Origin of the sequence: Mycobacterium sp. E1214 (assembly GCF_001666755.1) — a bacterium.
GTDB lineage: Bacteria > Actinomycetota > Actinomycetes > Mycobacteriales > Mycobacteriaceae > Mycobacterium.
The window spans coordinates 73,288-92,197 of the sequence record NZ_LZJC01000072.1 but is presented as its reverse complement, the minus strand read 5'-3'; the positions used below and the strand labels follow the sequence as shown (position 1 = coordinate 92,197).

Sequence of the window (18,910 nt, the reverse complement as noted above, 5' to 3'; positions counted from 1 at the left end):
CCAAGCGCATTCTCCGCGGTGGCGGCGGCCCGCTAGCCGAAAGTCCCGCCCTCCCGGGTGGCGACCAGCTCGCCGACGTGTTTGGCGCTGGCGCCCGGGTCGCCGCCGGCCAACGCCCAGCCACGGGCCCGCACCAGGTAGGCCGCCGCGGCCGCCTCCACCGAAACGCCGAGACCGCCTTGGACATGCGCCGCCATGGTCGCCGCCCTCGGCGCCTCCTCGGCCATGAACACGTAGGCCGCGGGCGCCAGCTCCGGGCGTGCGTGCGGCTCGTTGTCCAGAAACCAGGCCGCGCGGCGCGCGAGATTGCGGCCGCCCTGCACGGTGATCGCGATGTTGGCCAGCGGATGCGAGACGCCCTGCAGCGTCGCGATCGGCACACCCAGCGTGTAGCGGGTCTTCGCGAATTCGGCGGCGATGGCCATGGCCTGCTCCACCAGGCCCACCAACGCCGCGGCGGTCAACACCCGCCATTCGTCCAGCGCCCGTTGATATTCCGTGACGGCGCGCGGACCGCTGGCCAGCACGGTGCGCGTTTGCGCGGCCGCCGGATCCACCCAGGCCATCGGTAGCCGGCCGACGTTGTCCACCCTGGCCGGTGGGCCGTCGAACGTCAGCGAAACGATCTCGGCACCGTCGCGCATGACGACCTGCTCCGCGATCGACCCGCTGGGCAGCAGCCGGCTCCCGGACTCGGTGTCGTGCTGGGGGTCGAACGCGGCGAGCCGCCTGCCGTGGACGACGTCGGAGTCGACGGCGCCCAGCCGCGCCAGCAACCGCGCGGTACAGACCTGGTCGATCCACGGAACGGGGGCCAGCGACCGGCCGATCTCCTCGGCCACCAGTGTCAGGTCGACCAGTGTCGCACCGTCGCCGCCCGCCGACTCCGCCACGGCCATGCTCGTTGCGCCCATGGCGCACAACCGGTTCCAGAGATCCGCGTCGAAACCGGTCTGCTCGGCGGCGCGAACCGTGTCGATCGTGCAGTGGGTGTCGAAGAAGTCGCGGTACGCCGCCTGCAGCGCCTCGTGGTCGGACGTCAGGCTGTAGTCGAGCCTGCGCAGCTCATAGCGGTCCATCCTCAGCCTTCCTCCCGGCCACCGACGAAGAAATCTTGGGCGCGATGTAGCTCATTGTCGAGCGCGGCGGGGGCTCGGTACAGCTCGCGCGCGCCCGCGGGCCGCCCACCGGACCCGAACGGCTCGCCGGGCGAGGGCCCGGCCGCACTGTGGTGAGCACTGTGGTGAGCGCCACCCCCCGATCACGTTTCCCCGCCCCGCGGTCGCGGGAAAAGTCCATACAGATACCCAACACCAGGGAGGGAAAACACATGGTGGACGTCAAGAGTGGGCCGATCGAGCTGATCCGCGGCATCGTCGAGGATGTCTTCGGGAAGGCCAAGGAGATCATCGGCACCGTCATCGGCCGCAACGACCTCATCGACGAGGGCAAGGCCCAGCAGGACAAGGCCGAGGCGCAGCGCGACGCCGCCAAGAAGGAAGCCGCCGCCGAGAAGGCTCGCGGCAAGGCCAAGGCGGAAGAGGCCCGCCAGAAGGCCGAGCAGTAGCAGAACCCAGATGCGAAAGGCCCGGCTGCGACATGCGGCCGGGCCTTTCGCGTTCCCGCAGGACCCGCCGCGCGATGTAGGTCAGGCATCGATCAGGCCCAGCCGCCGGTAGGCGCGCTCCAGTTGCGCCTTGGGCTCGGGAGGCAGCTCCGCTTGCGGCGGGCGTGAGTGCGGATAATCCCCGACGGGCAGGCCCAGCAGCGAGGCGGCGTGCTTGAACGCCGCACCCCAGTGGGTGAAGTAATCGGCGCGGCCCGGATAGCAGGTCCACCACGAGCCCATGTCGAGGTCGAACTGGTCCAGGCCGGATTCGCGCCCATAGTCCATCGCCTCGACCAGCTTGTCGCTGGTCACCAGATCCCAGTAGTGGGAGAAGATGCGCTGCGACGGGGTCTCGAACAGGTAGCCGGCGGTGCCCAATTGGGCGGCACACACGATGCCGTCGCGCAGCCACCCGGCGCGATAGACCGTCTTGTCACATTCCCACAACACCAGGCCCGGCGCCAGCTGGTGCAGCAGGCGGCTACTGCCCGGCCGGAACGCGCCCTCTTTGGTGGCGCACACCGCGGGTATCTCCTCATAGATCCGAGCACTCTCGGCCGGGGTCAGCACGTAGCCGGAGGACGGCGAATTGAACATGCCCAGCGCGATATCCGTCCGCGCGGCCACGTACCGGAAGAACCGCAACACCCCGGCGCCCCCGTGCGTCTCCATCATCGGCGTCTGAATGTAGGCGATGTCGGCGCCCGCCTCTTGGGCGTGCCGGGTCAGTTCCACACAGTCCTTGGCCGACGTGGCCGCCGTGCACGCCTGCACCACCACGTCGGGGTTGATGCGGCGTGCCTCCTCGACAGCCACCTCCAGCAGCCTCTTGCGTTCGTCGAGGGTCAGCGACCAGAACTCGGCGATGCCGCTGGTACACCACAACATCGGGTGCCCGAGGTCGCCGACGCAGTAGCGCACCAGCGTCCGGTATGCGTCCCAGTCGATCTCGTCACCGTCGCTCCCACGAAACGGCGTGTAGAGGGAGTCCCCAATGCCCCGCAATGCGCCCCGCGCCCAGGCGTGTGCCTCGCTCGCCGTTGCCATGGTCGACTCCTTTTGTCGCTCAATGGAAGTGAAGTCAGGTGAAGTCCGAACCGCCGTCGACGTTGATGTTGGCGCCGGTCATGTAGGAGTTGCGGCGCGAGGCGAGAAAGGCGGCGACCGGCCCGATTTCCTCCGGTAACCCGGCGCGCGGCAACTGCGCGGGATGCCCGAAGTGCGTCCCTATGGCGTCCATCAGGGCGTAGAGGTCGTTGCCGTCGACACCCACCGAATCCGCCCAGCCGCGCAGCGATTCCGACGCTATGCTGCCGGGTGAGACCACGTTGACCAGGATCTCGTCCTTCGCAAGTAACAGCGACAGGTTCTTCGAGACGCTGGTGAGCATCGATTTGGCCGCCGTGTACGCGGGCAGCAGCACGCTTTGGCGCTGCGTGGAATGCGCCGAGAAGGTGACCACCCGCGCCCACGCCGCGTTGCGCAGCAGCGGAAGCGCCGCGCGCACGCAGCGCACCATGCCCAGCACGCCGTCTTCGACGGACTGACGCCATTGGTCGTCGGTGAGGTCCTCGAAAGTTCCTGCGGCACCGGGCCCCACCGTGACGACGAGCGCGTTGAGCGCGCCACCCCAGCGACCGGCGAGCGCCGCCATCGCCTTGTCGACCGCCACACCGTCCGCGATGTCGGCGACCAGGCCCAGGGCGTCGGGACTGCCGCGCCTCGTGAGATCGGTCACCGCCGCGTCCAGGGCGTCGCGGTTGCGTCCCAGGACCGCGACCCGGGCGCCCTCGTCCGCGAGGCAGCGGGCGGTGGCCAGGCCCATGCCTCGACTGCCGCCGACGACGAGCGTGGCGGCGTCCGCGAGCCCTAGGTCCATCGCCGCCTCCGCAGCGTCATCATGGCCCTTTTCGCCCGTCGATCCGATTTACCAAAAAGCCTACGATAGGTATTACAGTAACAGACGGGCAGCGCGACACGCGGGCGAATACCCAGGTCAGAGGCGACCTGCGGGCGAACTTGCCGGGTAGATTGCATCGTACCGGCGCCGCGGATGTCACATCGCATGCACTATACGGATCTTCTTGGAGGTGCCCGCAGTGGCCAAGCAAGCAACCGCCGACAAGCGGCAACGGCGCGAACGCGGGTCCATCAATCCCGACGACATCATCAGCGGCGCATTCGAACTCGCCGAACAGGTATCGATCGACAACCTGAGCATGCCGCTGCTCGGCAAACACCTGGGCGTCGGTGTGACGAGCATCTACTGGTACTTCCGCAAGAAGGACGACCTGCTCAACGCGATGACGGACCGCGCCCTGAGCAAGTACGTGTTCGCCACTCCCTATGTGGAGGCCAGCGACTGGCGCGAAACCCTGCGCAACCATGCGCGCTCGATGCGCAAAACCTTTATGGGCAACCCCATCTTGTGCGACCTGATCCTCATCCGCGCCGCCCTGAGCCCAAAGGCGGCGCGCCTGGGTGCCCAGGAGATGGAGCGCGCCATCGCGAACCTGGTGGAGGCCGGGCTGTCCGCGGAGGACGCCTTCGACACCTACTCGGCGATGTCGATCCACGTCCGCGGCTCGGTGGTGCTGCAGCGGCTCTACGAGAAGAACCAGTCCTCGGACATCGGGCAGCGGGCCATCGAGGAAGCCGTCGCGATCGATCCCGAGAAAACGCCGCTGCTCGCCCAGGTCTCCGGCATCGGCCACCGGATCGCCGCCCCGGATGAGGCGAACTTCGAGTACGGCCTCAACTGCATCCTCGACCACGCCGGCCGTCTGATCGAGACGAACGCCCAGGCGTCGCGGGCCCGCAAGCGCAGCCCCGCCAAGTCACCCGCCGCGCGCGGCCGAGCGAAGGCGCCGGCAACCCGCTAGTCCTGCGCGCGAAACCCGTTGCTAGGGAACCCTTGTCCACGGCTGGCAGTTCTGCGACTCGAATGCCTTGACCGACGAGTTGATGTTGGCGTACATGGGGCCGATCGAGGTGTTGGTCTGCAGCACGTGCTCCTTGTTCGCGTCGGGGGTGCTGTAGGTGAACCACGAACACATCGACTCCTGGGTCGGCACGTCGTTGATCCACACGCCGAACGCGGACCCCGACCCACCGGTGTGGTAGAGGCCGGGAGCGACGTCGGGGCCCACGACGAAGACGCCGTTGCCCGGGATCGGGTCGACCGGATCGGCGACCGCCGGGGGCGCGAGGGCGGCGGCCGTCGCGGCCACGACGAGGACGGCCGGTGCTCGAAGCGTTCGGGACATGTCTCCTCGCTCTGCCGTGTCGCCCCCGCACTGCGCAGCGTAAGCCGATCGGCGGCCGGGCGACAACCGCCGGCGCGCCGTCAGGGAATGGGCGGCCGGTCGGCGTCGACGACCACCCCGCGGGCGATTAGATGATCGATCAGCGGGACCGCCCCGGCGGCCAGATGTTGCGACATCGCCGCACGCGCGCCGTCGTCGTCGCGCTTCTTCAGCGCCGACAGGATGCGGCGGTGGTCGCGCATCGATTGGGCCGGCCACCCCGAGATGGCGGGGAACACCGATTCCGGTGCGTAGCGGGTGATCTGGGACATCAGCTGGGCCAGCTTGGGCGAGTCGGCGGCGACGTTGATGGCGCGGTGGAACTCGTGGTTGAGCCGAACGGTCTTATCGCTGTCGTCGCCGGCGTAGGCGCTTTCGAGCTCGGCCTGGATGCGCTGGAGCTCGCGCAGCTGGTCGTCGGTGATGTGGCGCGCCGCGCGGGCGGCGAGTTCCCCGCCGACGTGCGCCTGAACGTTGGCGACGTCGGTGACGTCCCGGTGGGTCACGGGCAGCACCATGAATCCGCGGCGCGGCTGCTGGGTGATCAAGCCCTCGGCGCGCAGGGCGACAAGCGCCTCGCGGACCGGGGTGACGCTGATCCCCAACTCCGCGGCCAGCTGGTCCAGCCGGACGTAGGAGCCGGCGGCGTAGCTCCCGTCGAAGATGCGCTGCCGGATCAGTCGCGCGACGTCGTCGGAAAGTTGCGGCCGCGCAGCGAAATCCGGGACGGTCATCGACTCACACCTGGTACTCGGCGAGTAGCCGCTTGCTGATGATGTTCTTCTGGATCTCGCTGGTGCCCTCGCCGATAAGCAGGAACGGCGCGTCGCGCATCAGCCGCTCGATCTCGTACTCCTTGGAGTAGCCGTAACCCCCGTGGATCCGGAAGCTCTGCTGGGTGACCTCGGTGCAATATTCGCTGCACAGGTATTTGGCCATGCCGGCGGCGACGTCGTTGCGTTCGCCCGAGTCCTTCAGCCGCGCCGCGTTGACCATCATCAGGTGTGCGGCTTCCACTTTGGTCGCCATCTCGGCGAGCTGGAACGCGATGGCCTGGTGCTCGGCGATCGGCTTGCCAAACGTTCGTCGTTGCTGGGCGTAGCGCACCGCGAGCTCGAAGGCCCGGATGCCCACGCCACAAGCGCGGGCCGACACGTTGACGCGCCCGACTTCGATGCCGTCCATCATCTGGAAGAACCCCCGGCCCGGGATGCTGCCGAGGACGTCGTCGGCCGCGGCGCGGTAGCCGTCGAAGACGAGTTCCGTGGTGTCGATGCCCTTGTAGCCCAGCTTGTCGATCTTGCCGGGGATCACCAGGCCGGGCACGACTTCGCCGAAGCCGGTGGGCTTTTCGACCAGGAACGCGGTCAGGTTGCGGTGCGGCTTGTCGGCGCCCTCGTCGGTGCGCACCAGCACCGCGATCAGCGTGGAGCTGCCGCCGTTGGTCAGCCACATCTTCTGGCCATTGATGACGTAATTGCCGTCCGCGTCGCGGACGGCGCGGGTGCGGATGGCGGCGACGTCGGAGCCCAGTTCCGGCTCCGACATCGAGAACGCCCCCCGCGACTCCCCCGCCGCCATGCGCGGCAGGAAGCGCTGCTTCTGCGCCTCGGTACCGTGCTGGCGCAGCATGTAGGCGACGATGAAGTGGGTGTTGAGCACGCCCGAGACGCTCATCCAGCCGCGCGCCAGTTCTTCGACGCACAGGGCGTAGGTGAGCAGCGATTCCCCCAGGCCGCCGAACTCCTGCGGGATCATCAATCCGAACAGGCCCATGTCCCGCATCTGGTCGACGAGCTCCTGGGGATAGGTGTCGCCGCGTTCCAGCTCGGGCGCTTGCGGAATGACCTCCTTCTCGACGAATTGCCGTACGGTCGCGATGATTTCGGTCTGGAGTTCGGTCAGGCCCAGGGTCTGCGCAAGCTTCGTCATGGCGCTGTCCTTCCTACGCCCGTGCGTGGGCGATGACGCGGGCGCTCGTGAGGCGCTCGATGTCGGCGGTGCTGAGCCCGAGGCGTTGCGTCAGCACGTCGGCGGTGTCTTGCCCCAGCGCCGGGGCGGCGCCACCGGCCGGGTGCATCCCGTCGAATGCGGCCGGCAGGCCGGCTGCGAGGTATGCCCCGACGCCGGGCTGGTCCAACCGCGAAAACAGCGGATTGTCAGTCACTTTCGGTCCTGCCGCGACCTCGGCGAAGGTGCGGTACCGCTCGAACAAGACGGTGGTCTGCGACAGGGCCGCCGTGACCTCATCCGCCGTGCGGTCGGCGAACCAGGGAGCGAACAGGCCGGAGAGGACGTCGCGGTAGCGGTACCGGTCGCCCTCGTCGGCGAAGTCGACGCCCAGCGCCTCGGCGAGCGCCGACACCGCCCCGGACGTGCCCGTCACCTCGACCAGGTCACGAAAGTGCCGCTTGGTCAACGCGACAACCATGAAGGCGGCACCGTCGCCGCTGGCGAAGTCCTGCCCGTACTGGCCGTAGATGGCGTTGCCCAACCGCGCGCGCTGGGTGCCGGTGACCTGAGGCTCGGTCAGCAGGCCCAGATTTCCCGCGGTGGCCAGCGCGACGTCCTCGAGCGCCAGGCTGATCCGCGCGCCCGTCCCCGACCGGTCGCGGTCGCGTACGGCCGCGACCACCGCCAGCGCGGCGTACAGGCCGCAGCAGACGTCCCAGGCGGGCAGCGCGTGGTTGATGGGCCCCGCGTGCTCGGCGGGCCCGGTGACCAGCGGGTAGCCGACCGCCGCGTTGACGGTGTAGTCCACCCCGGTCGAGCCGTCGCCGCGGCCCAGCAACTGCAGGTGGATGAGATCGGGCCGCTGCGCGGACAGGCGCTCGTGGCTCAGCCACGACAGGCCGGCGGCGTTGGTCACCACGACTCCGTCGCCCTCGACGACGAGGCGTTGGACGAGTTGCTGCCCCTCGGGCGAACGCAGATCGACGGTGACCGAGCGCTTTCCCTTGTTCAGGCCGGTCCAATAGATCGAGGTGCCGTTCGCGGTGAGCGGCCAGCGTTGCGCGTCGGCGCCACCCCCGATCGGGTCCACGCGGACCACCTGGGCGCCGAGTTGGCCCAGGGTCATGCCGCACAGTGGGGCGGCGACGAAACTGGACACCTCGACGACCGTCAGGCCGCTCAGTGGCGCTCGGGTCACGCGGACGCCACCCGTTCGAAGACCGCGGCCAGCCCCTGGCCGCCGCCGATGCACATGGTCTCCAGCCCGTACCGCGCCTCGCGACGGGTCAGCTCGCGCGCCAGGGTGGCCAGCATCCGCCCGCCCGTCGCGCCGACGGGATGCCCGAGGGAGATGCCCGATCCGTGCACGTTGGTCCGGTCCTGATCGGCGGGCCCGAATTTCCACTCGCGCAGCACCGCGAGCGCCTGCGCGGCGAAGGCCTCGTTGAGTTCGATGACGTCGATGTCGGCCAGTCGCAGGCCCGCCTTGGCCAGGGCCGTCTCGGTCGCGGGCACCGGGCCGATGCCCATGACGCGGGGCGCGACGCCCGCCGTCGCCCACGACACCAGGCGCACCAAGGGCGTCAGGCCGTACGCGGCGGCCGTCTTGGGCGTGGTGACCACGCACATCGACGCCGCGTCGTTCTGCCCGCTGGCGTTGCCGGCGGTGACCGTCGCCTCCGAATCATGGTCGGCGAGAACGGGTTTGAGCTTGGCCAGGGCCTCCACCGACGCGTCGGCGCGGGGATGCTCGTCGGTGTCGACCCGCTCGTCGCCGTGTCGGGCGGGCACGCTGACGGCCACGATCTCCTCGGCGAGGATGCCATCCTTCTGCGCGGCCACCGCCCGTTGGTGCGACCGCACGGCCAGCTCGTCCTGTTCCCGGCGCGAGATGCCGTACTGGCGGCGCAGGTTCTCGGCGGTCTCGAGCATGCCGCCGGGCACCGGATGGTGCCGGCCACCGGCGGTCGTGCGCCCCCGCGCCAGGCCGTCGTGAACCACGACGCCGCCGCGGGCGCCGCCCCAGCGCATGTCGGTGGAGTAGAACGCGACGTTGCTCATGCTCTCGCAACCGCCCGCGATGACGAGGTCGTGGGCACCGCTGCCCACCTGCAGGCACGCCTGGATGACCGCCTGCAGGCCCGACCCGCAGCGACGGTCCACCTGCATGCCCGGAACAGTCACCGGCAGGCCGGAATCCAGCGCCACCACCCGCCCGATCGCGGGCGCCTCGCTGCTGGGATAGCAGTGCCCGAGCACGACGTCGTGTACCGCCTCGGGCGGCAGGCCCGTTCGCTCGAGGAGCCCCGTCAGCGCGGCCACCCCGAGGTCGACCGCGGTGAGCGAGGCGAACATCCCACCGTAGCGGCCGATCGGCGTCCGGACCGGTTCGCAGATGACGGCGTCGCGCATGGTCGTTACCCCGCTCAGATGTGCCGGCCGCCGGTGACTTCCATGACGGTGCCGGTCATGTACGACGACAGGTCCGAGGCCAAGAACAGCGCCACCTTGGCGACCTCGCTGGGCTCGCCCGCACGGCCCATCGGAATCTCGGCGACCTTCTCGTCCCAAATGCGTTGCGGCATGGCCTCGGTCATCGCCGAGCGGATCAGGCCGGGGGCGATCGCGTTGACGCGCACGCCCAGATAGGCGAGCTCCTTGGCCGCGGCCTTGGTCATCCCGACGATGCCCGCCTTCGCCGCCGAATAATTGGTCTGGCCGATCATGCCCACCTTGCCGGAGACCGACGACATGTTCACGATGGCGCCGCGCTTGTTCTCGCGCATCACGGCGGCCGCCAACCGGATCCCGTTCCAGGTGCCCTTCAGGTGCACGTCGATGACCTGATCGAACTGCTCCTCGGTCATCTTGCGCATCGTCGCGTCGCGGGTGATGCCGGCGTTGTTGACCATGACGTCCAGGCTTCCGAACCGCTCGATGGCGGCGTCGATCAGCGCTTCGACCTCCGCCGCCTTGGTGACGTCGCAGCGGACCGCGACCGCGACGTCGTCGCCGCCCAGCTGCTTGGCCGCGACCTCGGTGGCCTCCAGATTGAGGTCACCGAGAACGACCCGAGCGCCCTCGGCGACGAATCTCTCGGCGATGGCGAACCCGAGCCCCTGAGCGGCGCCCGTGATTACCGCCGTCTGACCGCTGAGCAATGACACCTCGACCACGCATCCTCTCCGCACCGGGGACCCGGGCATCCAATATCGTATTTCATATAGGATCACGCCCGGTGCCGGGGTGGGGAGCCCCGGACGGTCGTACGGGGCCACCGCCTCACTGCGACCGCGCCGACCGGTGTCGACAAGGGAGTCACCATGACCAGCACAGAAGTCCCCGAGGTCTCCGACGAGGATTTCGGCGAGATCCTCGCCCAGACCCGCCACTTCGTCCGCACCGCCGTGATGCCGCGCGAGCAGGAGATCCTGACCGACGACCGGGTGCCCGACGACCTGCGCGATCAGGCCAAGAAGATGGGGCTGTTCGGCTATGCCATCCCGCAGCGCTGGGGCGGCCTGGGGCTGAACCTCGTGCAGGACGTCGAACTGGCGATGGAGCTGGGCTACACCTCGCCGGCGCTGCGGTCGATGTTCGGCACCAACAACGGCATCGCAGGGCAGGTGCTGGTCGGGTTCGGCACGGACGCGCAAAGGACCCGGTGGCTGGAGCCGATGGCGACCGGCGACGTGGTCGCCTCGTTCGCCCTCACCGAGCCCGGGGCCGGCTCCAATCCGGCTGGCCTGCGCACGAAAGCGGTTGCCGAGCACAATGATTGGGTGATTTCCGGGCAGAAGCGGTTCATCACCAACGCGCCGGTCGCCGACCTGTTCGTCGTGTTCGCGCGCACCCGGCCGGCCGACGACCGGGGGCCGGGCATCGCCGTCTTCCTCGTGCCGGCGGACGCGCCGGGCGTCGAGGTCGGCGCGAAGGACGCCAAGATGGGCCAGGAGGGGGCGTGGACCGCCGACGTGAACTTCACCGACGTCCGGGTGGGCGGTGACGCGTTGATCGGCGGCAGCGAGGACATCGGTTACCGCGCGGCGATGACGTCGTTGGCCCGCGGTCGCGTCCACATCGCCGCCCTGGCGGTGGGCGCCGCGCAGCGCGCGCTGGACGAGTCCGTCGCGTACGCCGCCACCGCGACGCAAGGCGGCGCGCCGGTCGGCAGTTTCCAGCTGGTGCAGGCCATGCTGGCCGACCAGCAGACCGGGGTGTTGGCCGGGCGAGCGCTGGTGCGCGAGGCCGCCCGGGCGTGGGTCACCGGCACGGACCGCCGGATCGCGCCGTCGTCGGCCAAGCTGTTCTGCACCGAAATGGCGGGTAAGGTCGCCGATCTCGCGGTGCAGATCCACGGCGGCAGCGGGTACATGCACGGGGTGCCCGTCGAACGCATCTACCGCGACGTGCGCCTGCTGCGGCTGTACGAGGGCACCAGCGAGATCCAGCGACTGATCATCGGGGCCAACTTGATCAAGGCCGCGCAGCGATAACGTTGCACCACAGCGCATTTTAGAGGAGGGAAGATGAGCGGTCGGCTTGAGGGCAGGGTGGCTTTCATCACCGGGGCGGCGCGCGGCCAGGGGCGCGCGCACGCGGTGCGGATGGCGCGGGAGGGCGCCGACATCATCGCGGTCGACATCGCCGGCACGCTGCCGTCGTGTGTGCCCTACGACCCGGCGACTCCCGACGACCTGCGCGAAACGGTGCGCCTCGTCGAGCAACTGAACCGCCGCATCGTCGCCTCGGTGGTGGACACCCGCGACTACGACGGGTTGCGTCGCGCCGTCGAGGAGGGCTTCGCCGCGCTCGGCCGGCTCGATATCATCGTCGCGAACGCCGGCGTCGCGGCGCCGCAGGCGTGGAACGAGATCACGCCCGAAAACTTCCGCGATGTCATCGACATCAACGTGACGGGCACCTGGAACACCGTGATGGCCGGCGCGGACAAGATCATCGAGGGCGGCCGCGGCGGCTCGATCATCCTGATCAGCTCGGCGGCCGGAATGAAGATGCAGCCGTTCATGATTCACTACACCGCCAGCAAGCACGCCGTCACCGGGATGGCGCGCGCCTTCGCCGCCGAGTTGGGCAAGCACTCCATCCGGGTCAACAGCGTGCACCCCGGGCCGGTGAACACGCCGATGGGCACCGGCGACATGGTCGCGGCGGTGGGCAGGGCCATGGAGACCAACCCGCAGCTGTCCAACGTGCTGACGCCGTTCCTGCCGGACTGGGTCGCCGAGCCCGACGAGATCGCCGACGCGGTGTGCTGGCTGGCCAGCGACGAGTCGCGCAAGATCACCGCCGCCCGGATCCCGGTCGACCAGGGCTCGACGCAATACTGAGCAGTCGAGGGAATAGATTCCTAGATCCGCGAGCTTGGAGGCCACATGAAGCACTTCACCGAAAGCGAACGTCAGGAATTCCTCGCCGACAAGCACGTCGCCGTGCTGTCCGTCGACGCCGCGGACGGCCGGCCGCCGGCCAGCGTGCCGATCTGGTACCGCTACTCCCCTGGCGGCAACGTCCAGATCATGACCGGGGCGTCGAGCCGCAAGGCAAAGCTGATCGAACGGGCCGGCGCGGTGACGCTGGTGGTCCAGCGCGAGGAACCGCCGTATCAGTACGTCGTCGTCGAGGGCACGGTGATCGAGACCACCAAGCCGGCGCCGGTCGACGTCGCGGAGGACGTCGCCATCCGCTACCTCGGCGAGGAGGGCGGGAAGGCTTTCGTCCGCAGCATGGAAGGCGTCGAAGAGGTGCTGTACACGATCCGCCCCGACCGCTGGCTGACGGCGGACTTCACCGGCGACCTGTAGGGGTCAGCCGATCAGCTCCAGCGTGCCGAGCTCGCGGATGGCCCGGCACCCGCGGCGCAGCATCGTGAGCACCATGTCGTCGCCGCGCTCGGTGGCCGACGCGAACGCGAAACCCAGCGCCGAGATGAGCGGTGCCTGCAACGCCCCCAAACGGTAATCCCGCCAACAGGATTCATGGTCGTAGTCGCCGACCCCGCCGGCCGTCAGGGCGAGGTGGTAGTCGGCGACCAGCTGCCCTTCCAGGGCGGCGCGCAGGCCCGAGTCGAGGCTGGTGGCGGTGAAGTAGGCGAGGTCCCTGGCCGGCAGGCCGACGCCCAGCGTCTGCCAGTCGACCACGCTGACCCGGGTGCGCTGGGGGTCGAACAGCAGGTTGTCCAGGCGGTAGTCGCCGTGCAGCAGGGCGAACCGGTCGTATTCGGACAACAGCCACGGCGTCACCAATCCCATTGCGGCCGAGAATGTTTCCCGGTCCTCGGCGCTCATGCGGTGGCCCAGCCTCTCCAGGGTGATCTCGGCGCTCATCGTGGCCACCGCGCCCATTCCCTGCGCGCCGGCCTCGTCCGGACGGGCGAACGGGATCTCCGGGAAGTCGAGCCAGACGGGATCACACCAACTCGGCGCGTGCAGGCCGGCCAGCGCGGTCACCGCCAGCCGGGCTTCGACCTCGTCGCAGCCGGCGAGCTGATCGCCCTGCACCGCCGGGGCCTGGTCGGCCAGCAACAGCGCGAACTCCATGGCATCAGCGGAGATTTCGGAGTAGAAGCAGCGCGGCGTCGGCACCGTGACCCGGTCGACCACGGCGGAGTAGAACGCGCACTCGCTGCGGTACCCGATCACCACCCGGTCGCGCACGGTGTCGTCCTGGGCGGGCAGCTTGATCACGAAGGTCGACGGCAGGTCCCCGGGGTCGCTCGCGTAGCGGGCGCTCACCCGGTAGGTGGCGCCGGTCTGGCCGGTGCCGATCGCGACCACCTCGACCTCGGCGACCTGCACGGTGGCGCCGCGGCTACTGAGCGCGGCCGACAACCACGCCGGCGTGACGTCGGCCGGATGACGCGGAATCGACACCACAGCACTCATCGGCAGCTCTCCTCGCAGTCGGCCCGACGCAACGCACAAACCGCTACAGGCATACCACACGCGCCCCGTGGGTCAGTCCGCGAGAATCCGCCACGCCGCGGCCTCGTGCTGCTGGCGCCAGAACTCGGCGAAACGCCCTCCGGCAGCGAGCAATTCGTCGATCGTCCCGTCCTCGGCCACCCGCCCGCCGTCGACGAACAGCACCCGGTCGGCGTGGCTGATGCTGGCCAACCGGTGCGCGACGATCACCTGGGTGCGGGCGTGCGGATCGGCCGTCAGCGCGTCGACCACGGCGGCCTCGTTCTCGGTGTCCAGGGCGCTGGTCGCCTCGTCCACCAGCAGGATCGGCGCGGGCTTGAGCAGCGCGCGGGCGATGCTGACCCGCTGACGTTCCCCGCCGGACAGCGCCGACCCGGCCTCGCCGACGACGCTGTCGGCGCCGTCGGGCAGGCGGCCGACGAGCTCGTCGACCCGCGCGAGCGCCACGGCCCGCCCGAAGCGCTCGGCGTCGGCCCCGGGATCACCGGCCAGCACGTTGTCGCGGATCGTGCCGTGGAACAGGTAGGGGTGCTGAAAGACGACGCTGCTGGCCGCGCGCCGGGCCTCGGCGCTCAGTGTCGCGGCGTCCACGCCGTCGATCAGGACGCGGCCACGCGTCGGCTCGTGCAGCCCGGCGATCAGCGCGAGGATCGTGCTCTTGCCCGACCCCGACGGGCCGACGATCGCCGTTGTGCTGCCCGGTTCGAGCGCGAAGCGCACCCCGTCGAGCACCGGGGCGCCGTCGTAGGAGAAGGCCACGTCGTCGAATTCGATGCGGGGCGCCGCGCCGGCGCCCGGCAGCGCGGCGGCTCCCGCGGTGAGCACGGGCGCGGTGAGCACCGACCGGATGCGCTCGAGTGTGGCGCGGGTGCTCTCCAGCGCCGGCGCCAACTCGCTGATGGTGGTGTAGGGCTCCAGGTAGCGCACGATGACGACGATCAGCGCGACGGCTTCGGGCACCGTCAGGGTCTTGTCGACGGTCAGCGCGGTGGTCGCGCCGGCCAGCAGGATCAGCGACAGCTGACTGGCCAGGCTGAACAGCAACTGCCCCGGCACCTGCCAAGACAGCAGCCGCATGGTCGCGCCGTGCTGCGCGGCCAGCGCGTCACCGACCAGGCTGCGCGCCGGCTCGACGCGGCGGGCGGCGCGCAACGCCTGCTGCGTGCGGGCGAATTCGATGATGCGTTCGGTGAAAGCCGTATTGGCCTGCGTCGCCGCCTGATCCGCGCGCCGCGCCAACCGGGCGGAGGCCCATAGCGCGCCGAGCAGCAGCGGCACGCCGCCCAGCGCCGCCACCCCGAGTTGCCAGGAGATGGGCAGCAGGGCGACCGCGATGGCCGCGGGCAACAGCACGGCCGAGCTGAGCGGCGTCAGCAGGTTCACCACGAGCCCGACGAGTTCGGGCCCGGTGGCGGCGATCGCCTGCCGGGCGGTCGCGGTGTTCTCGGCGGTGAACCAGTCCAGCCGCACGTCGGGCAACCGGTCGGCCACGTCGTGCTGGCTGTGGTCGAGCACCGCGAACCCCAGGTCGAAACCGATGCGCGCGGTGCTGGTGTCGAGCACCCAGCCCAGCACGGTCGCGGCGGTGAGCCAGCCGAGCCACATCAGCGCCCCGCGCGGCGCGTCGCTGAACAACGCCCCCACCAAGGGCACCAACAGCACCGTGGCGACCGCCCGCACGACGACCGAGAGCAGGCCCAGCGCGGCGTAGCGGACGACCTGGGTGCGCCGGTCCGCCGGGACCAGGCCCAACCAGGTGCGGATCATCGGCCACCCCCCTGCGCCGTGCCGGCGGACACCGGGTCGCGGCGGCCGCCCTCCCACAGCCGCCGGTAGCGCCCGTCGGCGGCCAACAGCTCGTCGTGCGTGCCGCGCTCGGCGATCCGGCCGTGATCGAGCACCACGATCTGGTGTGCCTGCGTGATGGTGTGCAACCGGTGCGCGATCACCAGCACGGTGCGGTCCCGGGTCAACCGGTTGAGCGCTTGCTGGACCAGGTATTCCGATTCCGGGTCGGCGAAGGCCGTGGCCTCGTCGAGGATCAGGACCGGGGTGTCGGCCAGGATCGCCCGGGCGATGGTCAGCCGTTGCCGCTCGCCGCCGGACAGCCCGCTGCCGGCGCCCAGCACGGTGTCGTAGCCGTCCGGCAGCCGCAGGATGCGCTCGTGGATCTGCGCCTGGCGCGCCGCGTCGGTGATCTGCTCCGCGGAGGCCTCGGGCACCGCGAGGGCGATGTTTTCGGCGACGGTGCCGTGCACCAGGTGCGTCTCCTGCAACACGAAACCGACCCGCGCGTACAGCTCGTCGGCGGTCAACGACCGGACGTCTTGTCCCGCAACGCGTATCGCGCCCTGGTCGACGTCGTGGAACCGGGCCGCCAGCGCGGCCAGCGTCGACTTCCCGGAGCCCGACGGCCCCACCAGGGCGGTGACGGTGCCGGGCCGCAGGGTCAGCGACACGTCGTGGATCACCGGAACCCCGGGGCGATAGCCGAAGCTGACGTGGTCGAACTCCACCGTGGCCGTCGGCTCACCGCCGGTTCGTGCGCCCTCGCGCACGCCCAGCTCCGGCTCGTCGAGGGTGTTCTGCAGGCGCCGGGCGGCCAGCATGCCGGCGCTGATGCCGCCCACCCCGTAGGCGATGCCGAGCAGTCGCGCGCCGAAGGTGGTGCCCAGCAACAGGAACGGCAACACGTTCACCGGGTCCATCCGGTGGGTGACGACGAGCGAGGTGCCGGTGAGCGCGATCAGCCACAAAAAGGTCGACGGCCGGGTGACCAGGTCCATGAAGGTCTTCTTGCCCGCCAGCGGGCGTTGCCAGGCGACCAGGAAGCCGACGTACTCGTCCAGCCGGCGGCGGAAACTCGACGCGGCGGCGCCACCGAACACGCGGATCACCGGCTGGCCCTCGAGGTAGGCGCCGGCCTCGCCGTTCATGCGCTCGGCCCAGCGCTGCGACTGCGGGATGCGCGGGCCCGACTGAATCGTCAGCGACGACGTCAGCACCAGATAGACCAGGACCGGCAGAAACAGGACCAGGGCGACCCGCCAGTCGACGACGAACAGGTACACCAGCACGGCGACCGGCGCGACGATCGCGCCGACTGCGTCCGGGATGGCGTGGGTGACCAAATAGTGCAGCGACAACGTGTCGTCGGTCAGCAGCTGCTTGACCGAGCCCGACCCGCGGGCCGTGAACCAGCCCAACGGCAACCGGGACAGCTTGCCCAGCAGGCGCGAACGCAGATCGCGGGCGAACCGGGCGTCGACGACGTGCAGCCACAGCGTCAGGGCGGCGCCGAGCAGGGCACCCAACCCCAGCAGCGACACCGCCGCGACGCCCAGCTGCCACAGCCGGGCCGCCGGCGCGCCGGCTACCAGCAACCGGGCCAGCTCGACCAGCAACACGAACGGCGCCAGCTGCACCAGCGTGATGACCGCCTGCAGCGCCCCGGAGAGGATGAGCGCCGACCGAAGCGGCGCGAGCAACCGGCCGGCACCCTGCGCGCGCCAGTTGCCGCGCGGCGTCGCGACGGCGGGCGCCGCAGCGGGCACCTGCTGGGCCGACTCGAGCTGCGCGGCAACGTCTTCCGCGGACACGGTGGGGGCCACACCGTCGGCCCCGCCCGGCTCGTCGCCGCGGCGGGTGCCCATCGCGCGTCCGGCGCTCCAATAGGCCTGGGCGTGCACCTCCGACTTGGGGAAGCCGAACTCGTCGCGCAGCCGGGCCCGCACGTGCTTGAGCACCGTTGCCTCCGGCGTCGCCCAGGCGTACCAGTCCGACCAGTCCCGGCTCTCGATCGCGGCGGCGAGCGACTTCTCGTCGCGGCGCGCGACCCAGTGCACGCGCAGGCGGGGGTGCTCGGCGATCGGGATCGACGGGTCGTTGGCGTCGTGTTGCTCGAGGTACATCTCGATCGGTACGTCACCGGGTACCACCCCGATGATGCCGTTCATGCCCGGGATGGAGGCCGAGTCGCCGATCAGCAGGTAACCCGCGGGCTGCTGTTCGGGCGCGTCGAAGCGCGACGAACCCATCAGCGCCATCACCGCGATGGTGGCGCCGGGTTGCACGGCGCGGGCCCATTGCGACGCCGGGCCCGCCGGCTCGTGCAGCACGACGTCGACCGCGAACCGGCCGGCGGCGACGTCGGCCTCGGAAATCGTGTAGGCGCGCTGGAATTCGGTGGTCGATCCGTCCGGATCCGGAAACCAGAACCGCAGCCACGCCGCCGGCTCGGCGTCGACGTCCTCGAACAAGGTCGGCGAGCTCATCCGGATCCGCACGAGATGCGGTGCGATCCGGACGGTTTCGATCACCGTGGCGACGTGGTCGCGGGCGCCGAAGCTCCGCAGCATCACGCCGGAGAAACCCCGAGCCATCAACGGTCCCTTCCCGCGGGCGCCAGGCCCGCGACGATGTCGTCGATCGGGCGCCCCGGCGGAATCTGCGCCACCAGGCCGCGGATCGATGCGACCAGCAGCAGTCGCAGAAATTCAGCGGCCGACACCTGCGACACGCCGATATGGGCGGCGCCCAGCTGCGGATCACCGGCGAGCCGGTCGGCGACGGCGTCGCGTTCCGCCGCGAACTCGCCGGCGTGGTCTCCCCCCGTCGCGCCGGCGTTGCTCTCCTCGCGGGCGGCCAGGCTGATCGCGACGCCGGCGACCGCGCTGCTCAGCAGGATGGCCGCGTCGGCACAGTAGCCGCGCCGGCTCAACGCGTCGACCTCGGCGGCCAGCAACCATCGCCCGCCGTCGCCGCGCGGAAACAGGACTTGCAGATACGACGCGAGTCCCGGGTGCGCGGCGGTGAAACTTTGCAGCTGCGCGGCGAACGACACCAGGTGCTCCTCGACGGTCGCGTCGGGATCGTCGCGCAGGTCCAGCTCGCCGAGCAGGCTCTCGCCGACCAGCCGTTCGAGATCCCACCGGCCGTCGACGTGCCGGTACAACGCGGTCGTGGACACGCCGAGCCGCGCGGCCACCGCGCTGATGCTCAACCGCCGCATGCCCAGGTCGCGGCCGATGGCGAGGACGTCGTCCAGCGTGATCAGTGGGGGCCGTCCCCCTTGTCGCGGCGCGACTGTCTGCATCCGG

General features: G+C 70.3%; 18 protein-coding genes. 5 read left to right on the top strand and 13 right to left on the bottom strand.

Annotated features, from left to right (window positions below; all coding sequences use genetic code 11):
• Positions 1-32: 32 nt before the first annotated feature.
• Positions 33-1,079, bottom strand: coding sequence for an acyl-CoA dehydrogenase family protein (locus tag A5700_RS08435; RefSeq protein WP_068072999.1), 1,047 nt, complete (start codon positions 1,077-1,079; stop codon positions 33-35).
• A gap of 251 nt (positions 1,080-1,330) precedes the next feature.
• On the opposite strand from A5700_RS08435, the gene A5700_RS08430 reads away from it, so the two are divergent.
• Entirely contained in the window at positions 1,331-1,567 is a 237-nt protein-coding gene (locus tag A5700_RS08430; protein ID WP_068073001.1) for a general stress protein CsbD, read from the top strand.
• A gap of 81 nt (positions 1,568-1,648) precedes the next feature.
• Here the strand turns inward: A5700_RS08430 and A5700_RS08425 are convergent, their stop codons facing one another.
• Together A5700_RS08425 and A5700_RS08420 are read right to left on the bottom strand one after the other, a co-directional pair.
• Entirely contained in the window at positions 1,649-2,656 is a 1,008-nt protein-coding gene (locus A5700_RS08425) for a dihydrodipicolinate synthase family protein (protein WP_068073003.1), read from the bottom strand.
• A gap of 34 nt (positions 2,657-2,690) precedes the next feature.
• A complete protein-coding gene (locus tag A5700_RS08420) occupies positions 2,691-3,488 on the bottom strand; it encodes an SDR family NAD(P)-dependent oxidoreductase (protein ID WP_068073005.1) in 798 nt (265 codons plus the stop codon).
• Positions 3,489-3,708: 220 nt separating this feature from the next.
• Between A5700_RS08420 and A5700_RS08415 the strand changes: the two genes are divergently transcribed.
• Positions 3,709-4,491, top strand: a complete 783-nt coding sequence (locus A5700_RS08415) for a TetR/AcrR family transcriptional regulator (protein WP_197502909.1) — start codon at positions 3,709-3,711, stop codon at positions 4,489-4,491.
• 21 nt (positions 4,492-4,512) lie between these two features.
• On the opposite strand, the gene A5700_RS08410 is transcribed toward A5700_RS08415, so the two are convergent.
• The 6 genes from A5700_RS08410 to fabG all read right to left on the bottom strand — a co-directional run bounded on the left by A5700_RS08410 (position 4,513) and on the right by fabG (position 10,073).
• Positions 4,513-4,875, bottom strand: coding sequence for a hypothetical protein (locus A5700_RS08410; protein WP_068073009.1), 363 nt, complete (start codon positions 4,873-4,875; stop codon positions 4,513-4,515).
• A gap of 80 nt (positions 4,876-4,955) precedes the next feature.
• Complete coding sequence (locus A5700_RS08405) at positions 4,956-5,648, bottom strand: GntR family transcriptional regulator (protein ID WP_068073011.1); 693 nt, start codon at positions 5,646-5,648, stop codon at positions 4,956-4,958.
• Positions 5,649-5,652: 4 nt separating this feature from the next.
• A complete protein-coding gene (locus tag A5700_RS08400) occupies positions 5,653-6,846 on the bottom strand; it encodes an acyl-CoA dehydrogenase family protein (RefSeq protein ID WP_068073013.1) in 1,194 nt (397 codons plus the stop codon).
• Positions 6,847-6,859: 13 nt separating this feature from the next.
• Positions 6,860-8,065 (bottom strand): CoA transferase, encoded by a 1,206-nt coding sequence (locus A5700_RS08395; RefSeq protein WP_068073015.1) that lies wholly within the window; start codon positions 8,063-8,065, stop codon positions 6,860-6,862.
• Positions 8,062-9,279: an acetyl-CoA C-acetyltransferase gene (locus A5700_RS08390; RefSeq protein ID WP_068073017.1), complete on the bottom strand. Its 1,218-nt coding sequence runs from the start codon at positions 9,277-9,279 to the stop codon at positions 8,062-8,064. The genes A5700_RS08395 and A5700_RS08390 overlap by 4 nt, the downstream gene beginning before the upstream one ends.
• A gap of 14 nt (positions 9,280-9,293) precedes the next feature.
• A complete protein-coding gene (gene fabG, locus A5700_RS08385; protein WP_068073019.1) occupies positions 9,294-10,073 on the bottom strand; it encodes a 3-oxoacyl-ACP reductase FabG in 780 nt (259 codons plus the stop codon).
• 117 nt (positions 10,074-10,190) lie between these two features.
• On the opposite strand from fabG, the gene A5700_RS08380 reads away from it, so the two are divergent.
• The 3 genes from A5700_RS08380 to A5700_RS08370 are packed head-to-tail and all read left to right on the top strand — an operon-like array spanning position 10,191 to position 12,692.
• Positions 10,191-11,363, top strand: a complete 1,173-nt coding sequence (locus A5700_RS08380) for an acyl-CoA dehydrogenase family protein (RefSeq protein ID WP_068073021.1) — start codon at positions 10,191-10,193, stop codon at positions 11,361-11,363.
• Positions 11,364-11,396: 33 nt separating this feature from the next.
• The gene (locus tag A5700_RS08375; RefSeq protein WP_068073023.1) at positions 11,397-12,218 is read left to right on the top strand and encodes a mycofactocin-coupled SDR family oxidoreductase; all 822 of its coding nucleotides are present in this window, start codon (positions 11,397-11,399) and stop codon (positions 12,216-12,218) included.
• Positions 12,219-12,263: 45 nt separating this feature from the next.
• Positions 12,264-12,692: a pyridoxamine 5'-phosphate oxidase family protein gene (locus A5700_RS08370; RefSeq protein WP_068073024.1), complete on the top strand. Its 429-nt coding sequence runs from the start codon at positions 12,264-12,266 to the stop codon at positions 12,690-12,692.
• Between the two features lie 3 nt (positions 12,693-12,695).
• Here the strand turns inward: A5700_RS08370 and A5700_RS08365 are convergent, their stop codons facing one another.
• The 4 genes from A5700_RS08365 to A5700_RS08350 all read right to left on the bottom strand — a co-directional run bounded on the left by A5700_RS08365 (position 12,696) and on the right by A5700_RS08350 (position 18,906).
• Positions 12,696-13,772 carry a phosphotransferase family protein gene (locus tag A5700_RS08365; RefSeq protein ID WP_068073026.1) on the bottom strand — a complete coding sequence of 359 codons (1,077 nt, stop codon included), beginning with the start codon at positions 13,770-13,772 and terminating at the stop codon, positions 12,696-12,698.
• A 72-nt stretch (positions 13,773-13,844) separates the two neighbouring features.
• The gene (locus A5700_RS08360) at positions 13,845-15,578 is read right to left on the bottom strand and encodes an ABC transporter ATP-binding protein (RefSeq protein WP_068073158.1); all 1,734 of its coding nucleotides are present in this window, start codon (positions 15,576-15,578) and stop codon (positions 13,845-13,847) included.
• Positions 15,575-18,193 carry an ABC transporter ATP-binding protein/permease gene (locus tag A5700_RS08355; protein WP_068073028.1) on the bottom strand — a complete coding sequence of 873 codons (2,619 nt, stop codon included), beginning with the start codon at positions 18,191-18,193 and terminating at the stop codon, positions 15,575-15,577. Before A5700_RS08355 ends, A5700_RS08360 begins: the two co-directional genes overlap by 4 nt.
• The gene (locus A5700_RS08350) at positions 18,193-18,906 is read right to left on the bottom strand and encodes a TetR family transcriptional regulator (RefSeq protein WP_068073030.1); all 714 of its coding nucleotides are present in this window, start codon (positions 18,904-18,906) and stop codon (positions 18,193-18,195) included. The genes A5700_RS08355 and A5700_RS08350 overlap by 1 nt, the downstream gene beginning before the upstream one ends.
• Between the last annotated feature and the right edge of the window lie 4 nt (positions 18,907-18,910).

Bases quoted from the DNA above. Each gene is read 5' to 3' on its own strand.
- A5700_RS08435 (WP_068072999.1), bottom strand. From the start codon at position 1,079: ATGGACCGCTATGAGCTGCGCAGGCTCGACTACAGCCTGACGTCCGAC.
- A5700_RS08430 (WP_068073001.1), top strand. From the start codon at position 1,331: ATGGTGGACGTCAAGAGTGGGCCGATCGAGCTGATCCGCGGCATCGTC.
- A5700_RS08425 (WP_068073003.1), bottom strand. From the start codon at position 2,656: ATGGCAACGGCGAGCGAGGCACACGCCTGGGCGCGGGGCGCATTGCGG.
- A5700_RS08420 (WP_068073005.1), bottom strand. From the start codon at position 3,488: ATGGACCTAGGGCTCGCGGACGCCGCCACGCTCGTCGTCGGCGGCAGT.
- A5700_RS08410 (WP_068073009.1), bottom strand. From the start codon at position 4,875: ATGTCCCGAACGCTTCGAGCACCGGCCGTCCTCGTCGTGGCCGCGACG.
- A5700_RS08405 (WP_068073011.1), bottom strand. From the start codon at position 5,648: ATGACCGTCCCGGATTTCGCTGCGCGGCCGCAACTTTCCGACGACGTC.
- A5700_RS08400 (WP_068073013.1), bottom strand. From the start codon at position 6,846: ATGACGAAGCTTGCGCAGACCCTGGGCCTGACCGAACTCCAGACCGAA.
- A5700_RS08390 (WP_068073017.1), bottom strand. From the start codon at position 9,279: ATGCGCGACGCCGTCATCTGCGAACCGGTCCGGACGCCGATCGGCCGC.
- fabG (WP_068073019.1), bottom strand. From the start codon at position 10,073: ATGCCCGGGTCCCCGGTGCGGAGAGGATGCGTGGTCGAGGTGTCATTG.
- A5700_RS08380 (WP_068073021.1), top strand. From the start codon at position 10,191: ATGACCAGCACAGAAGTCCCCGAGGTCTCCGACGAGGATTTCGGCGAG.
- A5700_RS08375 (WP_068073023.1), top strand. From the start codon at position 11,397: ATGAGCGGTCGGCTTGAGGGCAGGGTGGCTTTCATCACCGGGGCGGCG.
- A5700_RS08370 (WP_068073024.1), top strand. From the start codon at position 12,264: ATGAAGCACTTCACCGAAAGCGAACGTCAGGAATTCCTCGCCGACAAG.
- A5700_RS08365 (WP_068073026.1), bottom strand. From the start codon at position 13,772: ATGAGTGCTGTGGTGTCGATTCCGCGTCATCCGGCCGACGTCACGCCG.
- A5700_RS08360 (WP_068073158.1), bottom strand. From the start codon at position 15,578: ATGATCCGCACCTGGTTGGGCCTGGTCCCGGCGGACCGGCGCACCCAG.
- A5700_RS08355 (WP_068073028.1), bottom strand. From the start codon at position 18,193: ATGGCTCGGGGTTTCTCCGGCGTGATGCTGCGGAGCTTCGGCGCCCGC.
- A5700_RS08350 (WP_068073030.1), bottom strand. From the start codon at position 18,906: ATGCAGACAGTCGCGCCGCGACAAGGGGGACGGCCCCCACTGATCACG.